The sequence below is a fragment of the Halpernia sp. GG3 genome, assembly GCF_052976925.2.
Map to the genome: position 1 here is coordinate 36276 of NZ_JBRIIR020000006.1, position 21355 is coordinate 57630.

14 protein-coding genes are annotated in these 21355 nt (G+C 32.7%); 10 read left to right on the top strand and 4 right to left on the bottom strand.

Annotation, left to right across the window (positions count from 1 at the left end; genetic code table 11):
• Positions 1 to 14: 14 nt before the first annotated feature.
• The 4 genes from ACVBED_RS01165 to ACVBED_RS01180 form a co-directional block, all read right to left on the bottom strand.
• The gene (locus ACVBED_RS01165; protein ID WP_447120749.1) at positions 15 to 395 is read right to left on the bottom strand and encodes a TraR/DksA family transcriptional regulator; all 381 of its coding nucleotides are present in this window, start codon (positions 393 to 395) and stop codon (positions 15 to 17) included.
• Positions 396 to 465: 70 nt separating this feature from the next.
• Entirely contained in the window at positions 466 to 3855 is a 3390-nt protein-coding gene (gene ileS, locus ACVBED_RS01170; RefSeq protein ID WP_447120750.1) for an isoleucine--tRNA ligase, read from the bottom strand.
• 131 nt (positions 3856 to 3986) lie between these two features.
• A complete protein-coding gene (locus ACVBED_RS01175) occupies positions 3987 to 4403 on the bottom strand; it encodes a DUF4395 domain-containing protein (RefSeq protein WP_447120751.1) in 417 nt (138 codons plus the stop codon).
• Positions 4404 to 4442: 39 nt separating this feature from the next.
• Positions 4443 to 4865, bottom strand: coding sequence for a DUF2062 domain-containing protein (locus tag ACVBED_RS01180; RefSeq protein WP_447120752.1), 423 nt, complete (start codon positions 4863 to 4865; stop codon positions 4443 to 4445).
• A gap of 235 nt (positions 4866 to 5100) precedes the next feature.
• Between ACVBED_RS01180 and topA the strand changes: the two genes are divergently transcribed.
• The 10 genes from topA (at position 5101) to ACVBED_RS01230 (ending at position 21259) form a co-directional block, all read left to right on the top strand.
• Positions 5101 to 7665: a type I DNA topoisomerase gene (topA, locus tag ACVBED_RS01185; protein ID WP_447120753.1), complete on the top strand. Its 2565-nt coding sequence runs from the start codon at positions 5101 to 5103 to the stop codon at positions 7663 to 7665.
• Positions 7666 to 7900: 235 nt separating this feature from the next.
• On the top strand, positions 7901 to 11026 hold the full coding sequence (locus ACVBED_RS01190) for a T9SS type A sorting domain-containing protein (protein WP_447120754.1): 3126 nt from the start codon (positions 7901 to 7903) through the stop codon (positions 11024 to 11026).
• 75 nt (positions 11027 to 11101) lie between these two features.
• Entirely contained in the window at positions 11102 to 12178 is a 1077-nt protein-coding gene (locus tag ACVBED_RS01195; RefSeq protein ID WP_447120755.1) for a formimidoylglutamase, read from the top strand.
• Between the two features lie 58 nt (positions 12179 to 12236).
• Entirely contained in the window at positions 12237 to 13088 is an 852-nt protein-coding gene (locus tag ACVBED_RS01200) for an FkbM family methyltransferase (protein WP_447120756.1), read from the top strand.
• Positions 13081 to 14616 carry a hypothetical protein gene (locus tag ACVBED_RS01205; protein WP_447120757.1) on the top strand — a complete coding sequence of 512 codons (1536 nt, stop codon included), beginning with the start codon at positions 13081 to 13083 and terminating at the stop codon, positions 14614 to 14616. Before ACVBED_RS01200 ends, ACVBED_RS01205 begins: the two co-directional genes overlap by 8 nt.
• Before the next feature lie 7 nt (positions 14617 to 14623).
• Positions 14624 to 15613 (top strand): glycosyltransferase family 2 protein, encoded by a 990-nt coding sequence (locus ACVBED_RS01210; protein ID WP_447120758.1) that lies wholly within the window; start codon positions 14624 to 14626, stop codon positions 15611 to 15613.
• Between the two features lie 17 nt (positions 15614 to 15630).
• Complete coding sequence (locus ACVBED_RS01215) at positions 15631 to 16758, top strand: EpsG family protein (RefSeq protein ID WP_473094375.1); 1128 nt, start codon at positions 15631 to 15633, stop codon at positions 16756 to 16758.
• Between the two features lie 3 nt (positions 16759 to 16761).
• On the top strand, positions 16762 to 17877 hold the full coding sequence (locus ACVBED_RS01220) for a glycosyltransferase family 4 protein (RefSeq protein ID WP_447120760.1): 1116 nt from the start codon (positions 16762 to 16764) through the stop codon (positions 17875 to 17877).
• A gap of 30 nt (positions 17878 to 17907) precedes the next feature.
• Positions 17908 to 18774, top strand: coding sequence for a polysaccharide biosynthesis/export family protein (locus tag ACVBED_RS01225; RefSeq protein WP_447121144.1), 867 nt, complete (start codon positions 17908 to 17910; stop codon positions 18772 to 18774).
• Between the two features lie 4 nt (positions 18775 to 18778).
• Entirely contained in the window at positions 18779 to 21259 is a 2481-nt protein-coding gene (locus ACVBED_RS01230; RefSeq protein WP_473094376.1) for an exopolysaccharide transport family protein, read from the top strand.
• Positions 21260 to 21355 lie beyond the last annotated feature (96 nt).

Sequence of the window (21355 nt, forward strand, 5' to 3'; positions counted from 1 at the left end):
CAAAAATAAATATTTTAACGCTGCATATTTTTTGCTTCAATACTTAGAGTAGCGTGCGGAACAGCTTTCAACCGATCCTTTGCGATTAATTTTCCGGTCACGCGGCAAATACCGTACGTTTTATTTTGAATACGTATCAACGCATTTTTTAGATCACGAAGAAATTTTTCCTGTCTTCCCGCAAGTATAGAATTTTGCTCTTTGCTTAAAGTTTCTGCACCTTCTTCAAAAGCTTTGAATGTTGGTGAAGTATCATCAGTTCCATTATTTTTGTCATTAAGGAAACTTTCTCTAATAAGCATTAAATCCCGCTCTGCTTTATTTATTTTACTTTGGATCAGAACTTTAAATTCCTCTAAATCACCATCGCTGTATCTCTGTCTATCTTCTGTCATGTTCGTAATTTTTACAATTTTATTAAAAAAAGATTAAACTAATTTATATTTATTAAAATTAATTAAATCATTAAATTTTGTTCACATTTATTTTGAATTCCACTTCGTCAATCTCGATATTTTCAAAAATTGAGAGTGAAAGTACAACCTTTATTTCATCTGACAATACTTCGGTAGAAATATAATTTTTATTGTCTAAAATTTCTGTTTTAAAAGGACAGTTTTCTTCAATTTCTATTAAAATTCTATCCGTCAAATCAAAGTTTTTCTCCTTTCTAATAGTTTGTACACGGTTTACAAATTCTCTTGCAATCCCTTCTGCCTTAAGCTCTTTCGTTAAAGTTAAGTCTAAAGCAACGGTCAGTTTATTATCAGAAATCACCGTCCAACCTGGAATGTCTTTTGTGGAAATTTCTACTTCTTCCAAAGTGATAGGAAATCCATTAATATCCATTAATCCATTTTTTTCTAAACTTGAAATTTCGTCTGAATTTAAACTTAAAATAGCATTTGCAACGTCTTTCATGTCTTTGCCAAGTCTTGCACCTAGAACTTTGAAGTTAGGTTTTATTTGCTTAATGATCAGATGCGATGCCTCTTCCGCGTTGATTAATTGAATTTCTTTTACGTTTACTTCACTCTTAATTAAATCTTCAACCGCTAAAATCTGCTCTTCTAATTTTTTGTCTAAAACTGGAATTAACACTTTCTGTAAAGGTTGTCTTACTCTAATGTTTTCTTTTTTTCTCAATGAAAAAACCATCGATGTAATTTGTTGTGCTAAATGTGTTTTTTCAACTAAACTTAAATCAATTAAATCTTCGCTAATCTCCGGAAAATCCGTTAAATGAACCGATTGAGCAGGATTTTTACCGGAAATGTTATTTAAATCCTGATACAATTGATCCATGAAAAATGGTGCAATTGGCGCGGCAATTTTTGCGATAGTTTCCAGACAGGTGTATAGAGTTTGATACGCTGAAATTTTATCTTCAGAATAATCGCCTTTCCAGAATCTTCTACGACAAAGTCTTACATACCAATTACTTAAGTTATCATTTACAAAAGTATTTATTGCTCTTGCCACTTTAGTTGGTTCATAATCATTGTAAAATACCGTCACTTCTTTTACCAAAATATTAAGTTCTGATAAAATCCAACGGTCAATTTCCGGACGGTTTTCTACCTCTTTTTCAGAATAATTAAAATGATCGACATTGGCATAAAGCGCAAAAAATGAATAGGTGTTATAGAGCGTTCCGAAAAATTTTCTTCTTACTTCATCAATTCCTTCCAGATCAAATTTTAAATTTTCCCACGGATTAGCGTTAGAAATCATGTACCAACGTGTCGCATCTGGTCCATATTTTTCTAAAGTTGTAAAAGGATCAACGGCATTGCCTAATCTTTTTGACATTTTTTGGCCGTTTTTATCTAAAACTAAACCATTTGACATTACATTTTTATAAGCTACAGAGTCAAAAACTGCTGTTGCAATTGCATGTAAAGTGTAAAACCAACCACGAGTTTGATCCACACCTTCGGCTATAAAATCTGCGGGAAAAGCTTTTCTATCGTCAATCATTTCCTTATTTTCAAAAGGATAATGAAGCTGCGCATAAGGCATTGAACCGCTATCAAACCAAACATCAATTAAATCACTTTCCCGCTTCATCGCTTTGGCAGAAGTTGAAACTAAAATAATTTGATCAACAATATTTTTATGCAAATCAATATTCAAATAATTTTCAATAGACATATTTCCCACTTCAAATTTTGAAAAAGGATTATTTTTCATAAAACCTGAAGTAACCGATTTATTGATTTCATTCATCAATTCTTCAACCGAACCGATAATAATTTCTTCCTTTAAATCTTCGCTGCGCCAAATTGGCAAAGGAATCCCCCAATAACGGGAACGCGATAAATTCCAATCATTAACATTGGCCAACCAATTTCCAAATCTTCCCTCACCAGTTGATTTCGGTTTCCAGTTGATGGTCTCATTAAGTTCCACCAAACGATTTTTTACAGCCGTCATTTTCACAAACCAAGAATCTAATGGATAATACAAAACCGGTTTGTCAGTTCGCCAACAATGTGGATAGCTGTGGATGTATTTTTCAACTTTAAAAGCCTTATTTTCTGTTTTTAAAAGAATTGCTAAATCAACGTCCCAAGATTTTTCTGGTGCTGTTCCGATCGCGTAATATTCGTTTTTAATGAATTTATCAGCAAACAATTCCGGTACATTTTCACCTTTAATGAATTTTCCCTGTAAGTTCACAAGTGGAACTAAACTGTCATTTTTATCTCTTATTAAAAGTGGTGAAATATTATTTTCTTTCCCAACTCTTGCATCATCGGCACCAAAAGTAGGCGCAATGTGCACGATCCCAGTTCCATCTTCAGTCGTTACAAAATCACCAATAATTATCCGAAAAGCATTTTCAGGATTTTCTGCGGGTAAAAACCACGGAATTAATTGTTCGTAGGTAGTTCCCGCTAAATCTTCACCAGTAAATTCTTTTAAAATTTGGTAAGGAATTACTTTGCTTTCTGAAGTATAATTTATAAAATCTGCTTCGGTTTCAACCGAGAATTTTTTACCAAAATTTTTCTCTAATAAAACTTTCGCCAAAACAACTGTAACTGGTTCAAAAGTATATTGGTTAAAAGTTTTAACTAATACATATTCAATATCTCTTCCCACAGCAAGCGCAGTGTTAGAGGGTAAAGTCCAGGGCGTGGTTGTCCAGGCTAAAATATGAACATCACCAGAAATTTCATTAAATAAACTCGTAGATTCTTTTTTTACTTTGAATTGTGCTGTCACCGTTGTATCAGAAACATCGCGATAAGTTCCTGGCTGATTCAATTCATGAGAAGAAAGTCCAGTTCCTGCAGCCGGAGAATAAGGCTGAATTGTGTAGCCTTTATAGAGTAAATCTTTTTTGTAAAGTTCTTTTAAAAGCCACCAAACCGTTTCCATATATTTTGGTTCGTAGGTGATGTACGGATCTTTTAAATCCACCCAGTAACCAATTTTTTCAGTGAGATCATTCCAAACATCGGTGTATTTCATAACTGCTTTTCGGCAGGCATCATTATAATCTTCTACTGAAATTGTTTTTCCGATATCTTCTTTTGTAATTCCTAATTCTTTTTCAACGCCTAATTCGATTGGTAAACCATGTGTATCCCAACCCGCTTTTCTAAAAACCTGTTTTCCTTGTTGCGTTTGGTAGCGGCAAAAAATATCTTTCAACGCTCTCGCCATTACGTGGTGAATTCCTGGCATTCCGTTGGCGGAAGGAGGTCCTTCGTAAAAAACATATTCTGGTTTTCCAGAGCGCATTTCTACAGATTTTTCGAAAGTGCGGTTTTCTTTCCAAAATTCAGAAATATTGTTGGCTATTGCAGTAAGATTCAGACCTTTATATTCGGTAAATTGACTCATCAATTTTAATTTCTATGGTTAAAAATAAGGCGCGAAGGTACGGATTTTTAGATAATTTTTAAATCACTTCAGAAACAAAAATAAATGGAGTTCTAGGTGACATATTTTGTGAAAAATAATTCCGAAAGTATTTAATTTTTCGAGTATTTAATTTTCATTTCTTGATATTTATTAAAAACGATGCAGCCCATACAAATATTAAAGAACGCTTCCATTGCTGCAAAAAATGCTAAAATGGAGGTAATAATAATTGAATTTAAATTTAGAAAATAAAAAATAATTAAAGAAATCGAAAAAACCAACCCAATTTTTGCGGCAAACTGTTTTGGTGGAAAGAATACTGGTTTTTCGGCATAGGGAAGAAATTTAACAATTTTAGAAGAAATCACCGATAAAATACTGAATTTACTCGCGTTGAAACCACGCAGTGCAAAATCAACTGTAAGAAAAATTGGAATTAAAATAAAATTAGAAAACATAAAAATTAAAGTAAGAATGAAGACTAAAAATGCGATTATTCTAATTTTATTTTGTGAGGCGTTTTTCATTAATAGAGTAAGATTAATTTTTAAATAACGTTCGAAATTCTATTTATTTTTGAAGATCTCGAGAAAAAAATAGGTGATTGAACCAAATATTATAGAAGCGAAAACTGCTAAGATAGAACTTCCAACAATATATTGCAAAAGATGTTCTTTTACAAATGCAAAATTCATTTCTTCATTAGAAAAATCAATAGAGTCTCCTAGAAAATGTCCTCCAACATACAGGCAAATCGCTATGATGAAAGGAAGAAAAACAGGAAAACTGACGTGGGTACTCATGTAAGATAAAACTTTATTGAGTTTGAAATAGCTGGCTAAAAAAATAACGATCACGGTATGAAAACCCCAAAGGGGAGTCAAGCCCACAAAGACGCCTAGAGCTACGGAAAGTGCTTTTGTTTTGTTACTCCCGTCGCTTTCGAGAATATTTTCTTTCAAAAATCTTCTAAAACCTTTCTTCCGCATATACCGAAAAAAAACTTTTTGACTCTGAAAGGTATTTTTAATAAAGTTCTTCAAAAATGAATTTTTTTTTAACTGATTAATTATTTATTTAGTTCAAATTTTTTGCCAAAAATTTAGTTCAAATTTCTTAATCATCAAGGAGAGATGTATAACTACAAATAAAGGTAACGATTATTAAATGTCATAAAAAATTCCCGTGTAAAAAAAAACTTCTACTTTTGCAAAAATTTCGTCTATGTCAAAAAATCTCGTAATTGTAGAATCTCCCGCTAAAGCAAAAACAATCCAGAAATATTTGGGAAGTGATTATGAGGTGAAATCCAGTTTTGGACACATCAGAGATTTACCTAAAAAAGGAATGGGCATTGATCTTGAAACTTTCACACCGGAATATGAGGTGTCTGCAGACAAGAAAAAATTAGTTGCAGAATTGAAAGCCGCAGCTAAAAAAGCAGATATTATTTGGCTAGCTTCGGACGAGGATCGCGAAGGTGAGGCGATTTCCTGGCATTTGGCACAGGAATTAAAATTAAAAGAAGAACAGACAAGAAGAATAGTTTTCCATGAAATTACAAAAAATGCGATTTTAAAGGCCATAGAAAATCCAAGAAAAATAGATCAAAATTTAGTTAATGCGCAGCAAGCAAGACGGATTTTGGACAGAATTGTTGGTTTTGAAATGTCACCTGTTTTATGGCGAAAAGTAAAAACCGGGTTATCTGCAGGAAGGGTGCAGTCAGTTGCATTAAGATTAGTTGTAGAACGTGAAAAAGAAATTCGCGACTTCCAATCTTCTTCATCTTATAAGGTTGAAGGGACATTCCTGAACAAAGAAAATCAGGATATTTTATCTAAATTAAAGAAAGATTTTTATGTTGAAAATGAAGCAGAAGATTTTTTAAATTTAGCAAAAGATACAGAATTTAAGGTTTTAAATGTTGAGAAAAAACCTGGAATTCGTTCTGCATCTGCACCTTTTACCACTTCAACTTTACAGCAGGAAGCGTCTAACAGATTGGGTTACAACGTAACTAATACGATGCGAATTGCGCAAAGATTATATGAAGAGGGTTTTATCACTTACATGAGAACTGATTCTGTTAATCTTTCTGAAGAAGCAATAAATGGGGCAAAATCACAAATTATTTCTGAATTTGGAAAGGAATTTTCTAATCCAAAAAAATTTACAACGAAATCTGCTTCTGCTCAGGAAGCGCACGAGGCAATCAGGCCTACTGATTTTAGTTTAAAATCAGTGCCAGATGCGCTATTAAATAAATTATACCAACTTATTTATCGCCGAACTTTAGCATCGCAAATGGCAAATGCTAAAATTGAGAAAACGGTTATTGAAATTGGTAATCCGAAATTACCCCAACATTTCGAAGCAGTTGGTGAAGTGATCATTTTTGAGGGCTTTTTAAAAGCGTACGGTATTGAAAAAAATGATGATGAAGATGCGGAGGATAACAGTAAATTATTACCAAAAGTGACCATTGGTGAGATTCTAAGTTATAAAAAAATTACTGCAACTCAAAAATTTACCCGTCCTGCGGCAAGATATACGGAAGCAGGTTTGGTAAAAAAATTAGAAGAACTTGGGATTGGAAGACCTTCAACATATGCACCAACTATTCAGACAATTCAAAATAGAGAATATGTTGACAAGCGTGAGATAGAACCTCAAACTCGTGAAATTTCAAAGTTAACTTTAACGAAAACTTTAACGAAAGAAATTTTAGAGGAAAAATTTGGTGGTGATAAAAATAAATTTGTTCCGACCGATATTGGAGAAGTAGTAACTGATTTTCTAACTGCTAATTTTGCCGAAATTTTAGATTACGGTTTTACTGCAAAAGTTGAGCAGAACTTTGATGATATTGCGAAAGGAACTGAAAAATGGAAGGAGACTTTACAAACTTTTTATAAAGACTTTCATCCAAGAATTGAGGATGTGCAGGAAAATGCAGAGCGCGCAAATGGGGAACGACTTTTAGGAAAAGATCCAAAATCTGGTAAAAATGTGTATGCGAGAATCGGAAGATTTGGACCAATGGTGCAAATTGGAGAGCAAGATGATGAAGAAAAACCAACTTTTGCAAGTTTGATGGCAAATCAAAATATTGTCACTTTAACTTTTGACGAAGCTTTGGAATTATTTAAAATCCCTTTTGATTTAAACGATTATGAAGGTGAAAAAGTTTTAGTTGGTGTGGGAAGATTTGGACCTTACGTGAAATGGGGCGAAGCATTTATAAGTATTCCAAAAGGTATGGATCCATTTTCTGTGAATGACGAAAAAGCCATCGAAATTATTGAAGAAAAAAAAGAGACAGACGCACCAATCACAACTTATAAAGAAGAGCCTGTGACAAAAGGAACGGGAAGATTTGGACCTTTCATTAAGTATAAAGGTATTTTCATCAATGTTCCGAAGCGTTATAATTTTGAAAATTTATCTCAAAACGATATTCAGGAATTAATTGATGCTAAATTAGAAAAAGAAGCTAACAGGTATATTCAGCAATGGGAAGCGGAAAAAATTTCTATTGAAAATGCAAGATGGGGTCCGATTATCAAGCACGGAAAAAATATTCATAAAATCCCAAGGACAAAGGCGGGTGAAAAATATGAAGTTGAGGATTTAAAAGAAGTTGTTTTGGAGGAAGTGAAACAATGGATTACAGCTCAGGATAAAAATGCTTTTAAAGAAAAACCAAAGAAGGCAGTTGCGAAAAAACCAGCAACTAAAAAATCTACTGTGAAGAAAAAACCAGTAGTAAAGGCAAAATTAAAATAATAACAAATTTTATTGTTTTGTAATTAATCACCAATATATTTGGTGATTTTTTTTGACTTTAATTTTGAATTTTAACTAATGTTAAATATTTATTAAAATTTTCTTAGAAAATATTAGTTTTCTTAGAAATTTGTCATATTATTGATATACACAAACGGTGCTTCAAAAAATTATCGGACAACACACAAAATGATGTTAAAAAAATAGATTTAAAAATCTTTAATTTTTTTAACTAATGAAGCAACAAATTTCCCTACTATTTATAGTACTGTCTCTTTGCGCAAAATCTCAGAATATAGATTATGTAAAATCCCCAAATAGTTTTATCTATGACCTAGATATTGCGAAGTTTCAAAATTATGGTGGTCTGCAAATTCCCGTTAAGAAAGCGTACAAAATGTGGACAAATTACACCTATCTGAAAAGCGGTGGAATGCCGAATCCCATTCCTACGGGCACTTTAACCGCAAGTTTATATTGGGAAGATGTGCCGGGTTTAATTGAAAATGTTTCTCTATTAGGAGCTTCTTTGCCGGAAGAGTCTAATATTAAAGTAGAAGTCAATAAAGGAAAAGGTGCGGGTAATGCGGTAATTGCTTTTAAAGTAAATGGCGTCATATATTGGAGCTGGCACGTTTGGGTGACAGATAGCCCAGAAAATGGCGTAAAATACACCCAAGGTCTTGAAACTGATATTAAGGGAAACCCTGTAGAAATCCAATATATGGATCGGAACCTAGGGGCTTCTACTGGAAATTTTTTAGGAAATAACTGGCAAAAATCTGGTGGGTTGCTTTATGAATGGGGTAGAAAAGATCCCTTCCCGGGTCTTGCTAATAAAGATTTCTATTTTTATGAATTAAATGGTGAAGTAGGCTCCATAAAACATCGCGCAATAGATGGACTAAATACATTACCTCTCAAAATCCGTGAGTTTGATGATATCGAAAGAAATATGGATTTTGCAGTTAAAAATCCGCTCACATTAGTAATTAATACCGATAATGCAAATTGGTTTTCTAATAAAATCCATCGTTCGGAGGGAACGGCTGGAAACTATGCATCATGGGATTTATGGTCTGATAATTATAAAGGTGGAAATGGCAATGCAAGCAGCTCAAACACGACCGTCAAAAACGATTCACGTTCATATGAATTAAAGTCTGAATTAGATCCTTGTCCAGACGGTTGGCGAGTGCCATCTTATTATGGGCGTGAAACAGTGAATAATAATTTAGGACCTTGGGGTAGAAAAAATAGTGGAGCTAATGACGATAAAAGCGATTATAGCTTGCTAAAACCTGATGTAGCTAACGGGGCACTTACGGGCATAAAAGTATATCCAGGAATTGGAATGGATTTTTCTAATGCGCAAAATGGTGCCAGAAATCTAGGAATGATGCCGATTTCAGGCACTTATGTATATTATCCAAATTCAGTATCTCCTAATTCTTCCATTTTTTCCATTTATCAAGATGAAAATTCTGATGGCGGTCTATGGAGTGGAACTTATGGGTTTGACGGTCCCAGATATTTAGGATTAATTTCCGATGCACAGAGAAAAGATATTTCGTCTGCTGGTTTACACGGTGTTTGGATCAATCAAACGGGTTCAACTAAAAATGCACTTGCGGTAAGATGTATGAAAGATCCGAATGTTGATTTTATCGGTCACTTTCCGACCAATTATTTTGTTTCGGATAAAGAAAATTATACAAAAGGTTTGCATGATCCTAATACTTATATGGTTGTTAATCAATCTTTTTTAGAAATTTCAATAAGTAAGGCGTTTTCAGTTTATAATCAACTTCTGACAGACCAAGAATCTTTGGCGACAAATCATTTAGTAGCCAAAGTGCTATGGACGGATAATCCTGATTTAGTTCAAAGTATTAGTTTCGAAGCTGGTATTGGCGATGTTCGGGACGGAAAAATAATTCTACATTTAAACAGTAAAACTAAAGGTAACGCAATAGTATCACTTCATAATAATTCTACTGACACACCCGCGTATTGGAGTTGGCAAATATGGAGTCCGGGGGAAGAACCTGCCAGTATAACTTACACTACAGAAAAAACAATTCCAAGTGCATTTAATTTTGTAGGCTTATCACAAAGTAATTTGCCCCCAATCACCACTACTTTTATGGATCGTAATTTGGGATCATTTGACAAAATTAGCGGAGTAAATGAAAAAAATGCCAGAGATGAAGCTAATAATGCAAGTGGTTTACAATACCAATGGGGCAGAAAAGATGCAATGCCAATTTTCCCAGTTTACAGCAGAATGCTTTATAGCAATGCTAATAGTAAGATTTTTGTGGGATCAGAAAATATGACGGATAATGGTACTTTGAGTTATACCAGTATTTCAAGCAATGGATATGAGCAATATTATACAAAAGAGTTTCAAGAATATAAATCAAATAATGAAGTCGCGTCAAAAAAAATCTCAGAAAATATATTGTACTCAGTGAATAATCCGCTTTATTTTTTATATCAAAATGATACGGGTGAATTATACGATGGCGGAAATAAAACTAACAATGATGTGACTCAAATTCGTGACTGGGTTTCTGACAAGCAATCTCAGGCTCCAGAAAGATGGGGTCATGCAGATCAAAAATCTGTTTACGATCCATGTCCCGAAGGTTGGAGAGTTCCAGACGTAACTTACACCGCACTCTACACAAGTTCAAAAGGAAATTCTCCTTTTTATAATGGGAACCTTACAGATCAATATAATAACGTTGGACTTATACAGGATCAACCAACGGGTATTTCAGAATTTTATGAGGGTCAAAATATAAAGGGATATTATTTAAAATTTACATCGGATAAATTTAATATTGGTAATTTCCCGTATGCCGGGATGAGAGGTGAATTAGGCGGTGAGGGAGTTTCATTTGACAGAAGTGGGGTTTGGCTAGCTTCTATGGCAGATTTAGGAACAGGTTATGCACTTGCAATGGAATTTGATGACAGTAATTTACAGACGGGAACAGGTGCTTATCCGCAGGCAGCAATGTCAGTAAGATGCGCAAAAGATGAACCTAGATTTTTAGTGAACGATCCTTCAAATACCAAGAAAATATCTAAAAAAATTCAACTTCCTGAACTTGCTGCAAAAAATTCAAATACAGATATTTATCCAAATCCATTTCAAAATAAAATTTATTTAAAAAATGATTTAACAGCAATATTTGAAATTTTTGATACATCTGGAAAAATGATTCGAACCGGTAAGGTTAAAAATAAAGAAATAGATGCAGCAGATTTATTGCCAGGTATTTATATTCTTAAAATCACTGAAAGTAGTGGTGATGTAATTACAAGGAAAATGATGAAAACTAAATCTTAGACAGTTTTTAAAAGGCGCAATTATATTTGCGCCTTTTTCTTTAAATTTGCTGATACTAATAAATCAAATCATTTTATGAATATTGACGATTTCATTATTCCACCACCTCATATAAAAACAGAAAACTGGCAACTGGGTCACTTCCTAAAATCAGAAATTTTGGAAAACAGCATTGTATTAGTTTTTGTGTCAGATTTGCGAGGTGCAAATGGAGGTGGTGAAAGCCAAGACTTCAGAAAGGTCCGAAAGCAATTTTACAGTCTTTCAAATTTACATTTTGAAACGGAAATTTGTGATTTAGGTGATCTCATTTCGGGTAACACACCAGAAGATACGCATTATGTTTTACAGGAAATTCTTTCACTTTGCCATTATAAAAATGCAATCCCAGTCATCATTGGTGGCAGTAATGATCTGGCATTTTCTCTTTTTTCAGCTTTAAATTTTCATAAAAAAAATATCAATTATACCCAAATTAATAGCAAAATCAACTTAGGAAATCAAGAAGAACCGCTTTCTGAAAAAAATTTTTTATCTAAAATTTTAAGTTCTAAAAATTTATCTGTAGAAAATTACCACCATTTAGCCTATCAAAAGCATCTCAATCCTGAGGAATCAGTAAATTTAATAAAAGAGGTAGATTTTGATATAATTAGACTCGCGGAAATGATGAATGCCACAGAAAAGGCAGAACCTTTTTTCCGCAGAGCAGATTTAGTTACGGTTAATTGCGATGCGGTGGAAAGTTTTGCTGAAGCATTTTCAATTCATCCTCAAGTGAACGGCTTGAACAGAAGAGAAATTTGTGCTTACATGCAAGAGATCGGTTTGGGTGAGAATCTAAAATCAGTTGGAATATTTAATTTTAATTTTGAAGCAGAAGATATTTTAAATCATCAGTTGTTAGCGCAGATGATCTGGTACTTAATTTTAGGTATAGATTTAGAAAAATCACGTCCGCGAGAACGTTTTTTTGAGACTTTTCATGTTATGGTAAATGAAGAAGATCATACCTTTAAAAGGGATACTTTTAAAAATCTTTGGTATTTTGGTGATGACGAAAAAATAGAAAATTTATTACCGTGTTCTAAAATTGAATATGAAGATGCGAAGAGAGGCTTTTTAGGAACAAGATTTTTAAAAAATCTGTGATTTATCGTTCAAAAATAAATCGTAACTGAGAACACATTAGTAGACATTTACACACAAAATGGGAAAAAAAGAACAATTAAAAAGTACTGTAAAAAGTATTAAAACACAATTTGTAGGAAGTAACGCTAATCAAAAATATTTTTTGGCTGCATTTTATAACCACTATATTTTCAAAGTTTTAAAATTGCCGCCAATTATTAAATTCCCAAAAGCTCAGTTTAAATATCAGGATGTAATTTTAGAAACAAGGTCAAATACAATTGATTTTTGGGCAACATTAGAAAGTTATGAGCCGGATTTTACGCATTTTCTTGTAGAAGTGGTGAAGGATGAAAATGGAACTTTTGTAGATGTAGGTGCTCACATTGGTCGTTACAGCACCTTGATGGCTAAAAAAAACTGGAAGGTAATTTCTTTTGAACCATTGAAGATTAATTTTAATGCGCTTGAAAATAATCTTAAATTTAATAATGTTACGCATAATGCAACCCTTTTCAATTTTGGATTGGGTAATAAAAAAGAAGAGCAAACCATTCATTATAAAAAACTTGAGCTTGGTGAAGCTTCCATCGGTGAAAAGGCAGGCGATAGTAAAGATTTTGTGAAAATTCTGCGTTTTGATGACGTTTACAAAGATTTAAAAATAGATGATTTTTGTGTTGTAAAAGTAGATGTTGAGGGTTATGAAGAGCAGGTTTTAGAGGGAATGCATGAGTTTGTGAAAGAGCATAAACCGCTTTTCGTTATTGAGTTATGGAAAGAAAAATCACCCAAATTAGTAGCGTTTTTAAAATCTCAGGGCTACAGAAGACTTCATATTTTTTGGTTTTCAGATGAAAAATATGCTGCATGCATGAACAAAATGTATCAGTTGTATAATCGTCACCAATTAATTTATGATTATGAATAGAAATCTATTTAAAGTTTTAGCAAATCCTTTTTGGCTGATCTTCATAACGGTAGTTGTCAAAATACCGGTGTTTTTAACGAAGCACATTCAGGAAGACTCCTTCATTACTTGGCGCGTTGCGAGAAATTTTCTTCATTATGGTGTCATTGGTTTTAATGGTGATGAAAGGATTTCAGCCTCTACAACGCATCTCTATGTCTTAGTGAGTGCGTTTTTTCAATTAATATTTGGGCAGCATTTTATTTATCCTTTACTCATTTTCAACGGAATTTTTTTTGCGGTAGGCTCATTGTGGCTGGCGAAAATTTTGTTTCCAGATGATAAAGTAAGAGGTGGGATTTTCGTTATTTTTCTAAATATGCTTCCGCCCGCACTCACAGCTTCCAGCTTGGGCATGGAATACGGAATTTTATTTTTTCTCTACAATGGGCTGATGTATTTCGGAATTTTTAATGGCAAAAAGTGGGCGTATTTAATCTTTCCTATATTACTTCTCTGGACGAGAATTGATACTGTAATTTTTCTTGGCGTTTTCTTTTTAGCCGATTTGATAATTAAGAAAAAAATTAATTATTTATTTGTTTTAGGAGGTTTGATAGGGCTTGGCACCGTGTTATCTTTTAATTATTTTTATTTCGGCGAAATTGTAAATCATACGATCACAGCAAAAAAAATAGCGTATAAGAATGTTATGCAAAATAACAGGTTAGCTTATTTTTTCTACCAATGGGCTTATTACGGTGGTTTAATAAAGAAATATTCACTGTTCACGTTTTTGATTTTTATTGCATTTCTTATTTTACTTGGTTTTTGTATTTTTAAAATTACGAGAAGTAAAACACAAATTCTATTTTCTACAAAAATTATTTTAGTTGCAACAGTTGTTTTTGCTTTATTAAAACTTACGGTTTTTGCGTATTTTAAAGCTTATTTTGATTGGTATTACTGGCTTCCCCGAGTTTTTATGCTTGCAGTAGTTTTGTTTTGTTCGCTGCATTTTTTTAAAAATAAAAATAAGATCATCCTTCCAATATTATTTTGTATTACCCTTGGGTTATATGCATTTCAATTATTGCAATCGTACACCATCGGTTATATGGAGGAAACGCAAAGAATGCAAATTGCAAAAGATATAGAAAGTGAACATACGGATATCAGCAAATCAATAATATTGGAGCCAGCGGGGAAAATTCCCTTTTATACAGGACTTTATACGTATGATGAGGTGGGTTTGGTAAACGAAAAAATTACCGATGAAATGCTGAAAGATGAAAATTTCTGGTGGATAAATTCTGTGAAGGATTTTAAACCGGATTATATTTTAACCATTAATAATAAACCCGGCGACAATGCGAGTTATTACAGAATGAAACCAGATGAGCAGGTTTATTTTGATTCTCATTATAGCTTCGTGAAAAGTTATCCAATTGCTGAGATCCATAATAACGCTCCTAAAATTTTGAGATGGATGTATAAAATAAGACCGATCGGAAAAGACTATTTTCTCTATAAAATTGTGAGTAAATGATAAACTGATGAATAAGGTTTCTGTAATCGTTCCGGTTTACAATGTTGAAAAATACCTGAGGAAATGTTTAAGTTCTTTGGTGGCTCAGACATTGGAAGATATCCAAATAATTGTTATTAACGATGGAAGTACAGATGGGTCTTTAAAAATTATAGAAGAATTTCAGCAAGAATTTCCTTTAAAAATAAAATATTTTAACAAACAAAATAGAGGATTAAGTGAGGCGCGAAACTTTGGTTTAGATAACGCTGAAGGAATGTACATCGGTTTTGTGGATAGTGATGATTATGTATTAGAAAATATGTTTCAGGAAATGTATGATCTGGCGCAAAAACACAGCGCTGAAGTGGTTGTCTGTAATCTTCAAAAAGTAAATGAGAATGGAGTTATAACTCAAAAGCTAACGCAAATTCCACATCTTCCGGAGGTTATAAATTTAAGGGAAAACTTCTCCGTTTTTTCAGATTTATCTTATTTTGCCTGTAATAAAATATTTGAAAGAAATTTGTTTAATGGCATGCGTTTCCAAAAAAATATGCACTTTGAAGATATTGAATTAATACCACAACTTTTATTAAAATGCAAAACCTTAGCGCAAACGCAGGTTTACCATTATCAATATCTCGAGCGGGAAAATTCTATTAGTAAAACACATACGGAAAAGGGACTTGATATTTTACGAGCTGTAAAAACTGTTTCTGATCAATTTAAAACTTCCGTATATTTCACTGAGAAAACTGGGTTAAAAAACTTTCAGATTTTGGAAGGAGTTTATACATATTTAGCATATTTAGCATATGTGAAAGATGAGATAGTTGCGAAAAAACTACATCAGGCTTATTGCGAATTTGTTAAGGAAAATAGTATCAGTTTGTTTGAAATAATAGGATACAAACGCTTTGGTAAAAATTATCTGCTATCTTTGCCAAAGCGTAAAATAATTTACTATATGGTATATTTTGTTGGATTAAATAATTATTTACGAAGATTTATATAAAAAACACAGAAGATTAGGTGCAGCTTTTACATCCAGTTTTTACGATATCCATTTTAATTTTAATAGGCTACAGTTTTTTAGAAGTTTATGGCCGTGAAATTAAAAACTATAAAAGTGTTTGGTTTATAGTCATTGCACTTATAATTTTTGCAGGTTTTAGAAAAGGTGTAGGTGCAGATTATCCTATTTATCAAAGTATGTACACCTATTTTCCCCTGCATACAGATTTTGGCGAAATATTTAGCAAAGCTCTTTTTCAAAAAAACAATTTAGAAATCGAATGGCTTTTTATCCTTTTTAATAATATTTTCTTTTTCTTAGGATCTCCCTTTTTTATTTTTACGGCTTTTGTGGCAATTTTGTCGATAGCGCCAAAGTTTTATATGATGGAAAAAAGCGTTGCTTATCCTGCAACGGCATTACTTTTATATTTAATTCCTTCTTATTTTATTGCCGATTCTGGGCAGATCCGGCAGGGACTTTCAATGGCTTTAGCAATATATTCTTTCAAATATATAAAGGAGCGGAATCTGTTTATGTTTTTAATTGTAATGTATTTTGCACTAGGATTTCATAAGTCAGCCATTTTGTTTATTCCTGCTTATTGGTTGGCAAAGGTTTCACTTACAAAAGCTAAAATAATAGGTTTAGTTGTTTTTTGTATGATTTTGTCACCGTTTGAAATTTATAATTACATAGGTTTTTTAAATAGCATTGCACCGGAGGAGGTCTATAAAGGCTATTCAGATTATCTCAGTATAGAAAGCGTTGATACAGGGTTTATAAAGTTTTTTGATTTAATATCTCTCTTGTACCTCTTTTTTATTATTACGCTGAATAAAGTGACATGCGAGAGAATTCCGTATTATGAGTACATGAGAAATATAGGCGTATGTGGGATCTGTTTGTATTTTATATTTAGAGGAAGTCCTATATTTTCAACTAGATTAGTTGGAACTTACGTTGTTTTTGCCGCTTTAATTTTACCAAATAATTTAGCGGCTATTAACGATATTAATTATAAAAAATTTTTACATTTTATATTAATATTATTCGTTATTTTTTATTACTTTGTTTTTGGAAACTATCAGGCAACAAAGGGTAAATTTACTCCAGACACTTATCAAAATTATCTTTGGAATTAAGATATGGAAAAAGTACATACTATTTTAAGTTCAATAGAATTTCCATTTTTTTGGTTAAAGATTTTCCTTGGTTTTAGTGCATCATTTTTGATCACTTTTTACACAATCCCAAGCATTATCAATATTTCCAGACGGAAGAACTTGATGGATGAGCCAGGATCAAGAAGTTCACATCTTCGCAAAATATCCAATTTGGGTGGCATTGCTATTGTTTTTTCTTTATGTGTCTGCGCGCCTATTTTTGCTTCTGAACTTTTTAAAGAATATAAATTTCTTTTCGCATCATTGACAATATTACTTTTCATCGGTGTGATGGACGATATTATGATCATGCGGGCTTATAAGAAATTGATTGCTCAGATCTTGGTCTCCACTCTAATGGTTATTGGCTCAGATGTTAGAATTGGTAGTTTATTTGGTGTCTTTGGTATTTATCAAATGTCCTACACATTAAGTGTTTTTTTTAGTGTCCTAACCTTTGTAATTTTAATAAATGCTTTTAATTTAATTGATGGTATTGATGGTTTAGCTGGAAGTTATTCGGCACTTTGCAGTATATTTTTTGCGATAAGTTACTTTCGTTTAGGACCGTATAATTATCCTTTGGTCATCCTTTCAGCTGTGATAGTAGGTTCTGTTTTAGCATTTCTATATTACAATTTATCAAATTTTAGACAGAAAAAAATATTTATGGGTGACACTGGATCTATGATTTTGGGTTTCCTATTGGCCTTTACGGGAATTTGTTTTATCAATATCTTTGTAGATAAAAAGGTGGCTTCAATACCAAAATACCATCTAGACAGTGCACCAGTAATAGCGGTTGCAATTCTTATTTTGCCAATAATCGACACGCTGAATGTCATAATTACCCGTCTAATTACAAAGAAATCCCTCATTGAAGCGGATACCAATCACATCCATCACAAACTTTTAAGATTGGGTTATACGCATAGAAGGTCTACAGCTTATATTTTATTCTATTATCTTTTGGTAGTGCTTTTCGCGTATTTTTTTAGACATCTAAATAACAATCTATTACTTTTTTTAGTTGTATGTCTCGGTTTTGTAGGTGCTTTCATTCCGGAAATTAAATTTAAAATAAGAAAATCCAAATAAATTATTATTTTTGCAAACTTTACAACCATGATGAAATTCTTAAAAATTTTCTTAATATTATTTACAGTTTTTTCTGTCACCTCATGTGTCACAACAAAAGATGTTCGCTATTTTCAACCAAGTGAAAGTTTAGTGATAAATGGGGAAGGCTTAATTCCGTACAACATCCCTGAATATAGAATTACAAAAAATGATATCCTTACCTTAAATATCGTAACCACGCCGAAGGGTGATGCGGCACAATTTTATTCGCAATTGTATGCTGCTGGCGAAGGTGGATCAGGAACAGTTGGTGCAACATCAGCGACAAGCGGCGTCAGTGTTTCAGGTGGCGGTGCAAGTTCAGGAAATGCGTCAATTTATTTTAATGGTTTAAAAGTGGACTCAAATGGTGAGATAAATATTTTTGGCATTGGTTATATTAAAGCTGAGGGCAGAATTATTAAAGACGTTTCAGATGAGATTCAAAAGCGGGTCAATGAAAATTTTTTAGATGGAAAATCTCAGGTCAGATTGAATACTGATGGTATTACTTATACGATTATTGGTGATGTTGAAACCGTCGGAATGACCGGTGAAAAAGTAGCACATAAAAATACGTTAACACTAACAGAAGCACTTGCAGATAATGGTGGACTAAACAGAACTGTAGATCGTAAAAACATACAGATACACCGAAAATATCCAGAAGGAATAAAAATTGCGAAGATAGATCTTACCAGAGAAGATGCTATGAATTCGGAATATTATTGGGTCCAAAATGGTGACGAAATTTTTTTAAATACAAGACCTAAAAACTTAAATGGCTTGGGTAAAGATCCTATTCAAACTTTAACGACGGGCGTAAGTGTTATCACAACTGCACTTTCTATTTATTTAATTCTATCTAGACTTTAATCATATGATTCCAGAAAAAAAGGAAGGAAATATCCCGGCGAAAGAAAAACTTGGCACTTTTGCTTTTTTTGATACAGAACATTTTATTAGAAATGTTTTAAAATATTGGTACTGGTTTTTGCTCATGTTTGTAATGGGCTATTTTATATCTTTCATCTATGCAAAGTATTATGCGCAGAGAATTTACGCCTCAGACCTTTCTTTAAGTATTTCAAATAGTTCTTCCAGTTATTTTACACCTAATCAATCTATCAATTTTATCTGGGGACAAACGGGCAATCAAGATGGTATATTTTTAAAAAAATTATTACTCTCCAGAACTCACAATGAATATTTGGTAAGGCAACTGGATTTATATTCAAATTACTCCACAAAAGGTCTTATTAAAGCCACTTATTTAGATAAAAACGATAGTCCAGTTTTTTTGGAAATAGATAAAACGCATCTGCAGCAGGTTAATTATCCCATAACGCTTTTTCCCAAAGGTGGTAGTAAATATGAGGTAGAATTACCAAATGACGGACAACAGACTTCCTTATATAGTTTCATTGGTGAGGGATTTCAATCAATTTCACCTTATAAAAGACCGGCAAATAAAATCATCAGTGTCAATGAATGGTATACAACACCTAATTTGCGCTTTAAACTGGTGCAAAACCCATATAAGTCTACAATAAAGCTTGAAAATGTTATCATTTCACTTACGACTATTAATGCTGCGGTCAATGAGCTTACTCAGGATATAGGTATTACGTTTGATAAAGAAATTAGCAGTATCATGATTATTTCTAAACGCGGTTATAATTTAAATGGAACGGTTAATTTCCTGAATAAATCGGTCGAGGTTTTAAAAAAGAAGCGAATTGAAGATCAAAATATGGTGGATGAAAACACCACGGTTTACATTAAGGAAAATTTAGATAAAATAAGAATAAAATTAGATTCGAGTGCAAATAAATTAAATAATCTGAAAGTAAATGAAGGTTTGTACGATATTACAAACAGAGATGAAAAACAACTGAATGAAATAAAAAACTTAGAAAAAACCAAAGCAGAATTAATAACTAAAATTAATTCTCTTAACAATGTAAGAAATTCCGTCGCATCTTCTAATTTAGATAATCTCATCAGTCTAAATGCCGCAGGTATTGAAGATGGAATGTTTACTGCATCAGTTTCTGAGTTAAAAGCACTCTATGCTAAAAGGAGAGAAATGGGGACGATCTACCAGGCAAATTCTGCGCCTATGAAAGAAATAAATAGACTCATTAACGAATCCCGTGGCAAATCTGAAGGTAGTTTAAGAAAATATTACAGCGTTTTTGCAGATCAACTTCAGGTAATAAATTCTAAAATTTCTACTGCAGACCAAGATTTAGCCACTTATCCAGAAAAGGAAAGAAAATATCTGGATGTACAACGCGGTTATAATATGATAGAAGCTAGTTATAACGCACTTTTGACCAAGCAAAATGAAACTTCTCTTAGGGTGGCGAGCAATAAATCTGATATCACTGTTATTGATTCAGCTAAAAATTTAGGTCAAACACCAATCGCTCCAAATATTTCCCGTGCAAAGTTACTCATCATTAGTATCTTAATGCTTTTTCCATTACTGATAATTCTTTTGAGAGAATTGTTGGATAATAAAATTAGAAATGTTAAAGAATTGCTGCACGTTACCAAAATGCCCCTGCTTGGCGTGATTGGAAACAACAGTAATGACAGCAATATTACGGTTTTAGTACAGCCAAAATCCTCCATTTCTGAGGCTTTTAGGGGGATTAGAGCTAATCTTAGATTTTTACATAAACAAGATAATAAAAGTAAAGTAATTTTGGTGACCTCTTCTGTGGGCGGTGAGGGAAAAACTTATGTTTCCATCAATATTGCCTCTGTCTTGGGCTTGAGTGGCAAGAAAACTATATTGCTAGGAATGGATTTAAGAAAACCAAAGATCTTTGGTGATTTCAATATTGATAATAAATATGGAATTTCAAACTATCTTACAGGTGAAGTTACCATAGATCAAATCATTAATAAAACTAATGTACAAGACTTGGATGTAGCGACATCTGGACCCATACCTCCAAATCCTTCAGAATTATTGATGAGTGACAGAAATATAGATTTTATAACTGAGCTTAAAAAGCACTATGATTTTATTGTAATTGATTCTCCGCCAGTTGGTTTGGTGGCAGATTCTTTTGAACTTATGAAGTATACGGATGCTAATGTTTATGTGGTGAGGCATGAATATACAGAAAAGTATATGCTGAAAATGATTATGGAAAAACATAAAAATCAAGAAATAAAGCATCTTGGTTTAGTTTATAATGATTATTCTGTAAAACAGGGCTATGGTTACGGCTACGGCTACGGCTACGGCTATGGCTATGGTTATTTTGATGAGGATAAAAATTATGAAGAACCATGGCTTGTAAAATTCTCAAATAAGTTGAGAAATATATTTACTAAAAATTAAAATTGTCTGATCTGCACCAAAACTTTTCTTTTTGCATTAATTTTAAATTAGAATAAAAGGATTTAATTTTCGTTTTATTATTAGAAATTTATACTT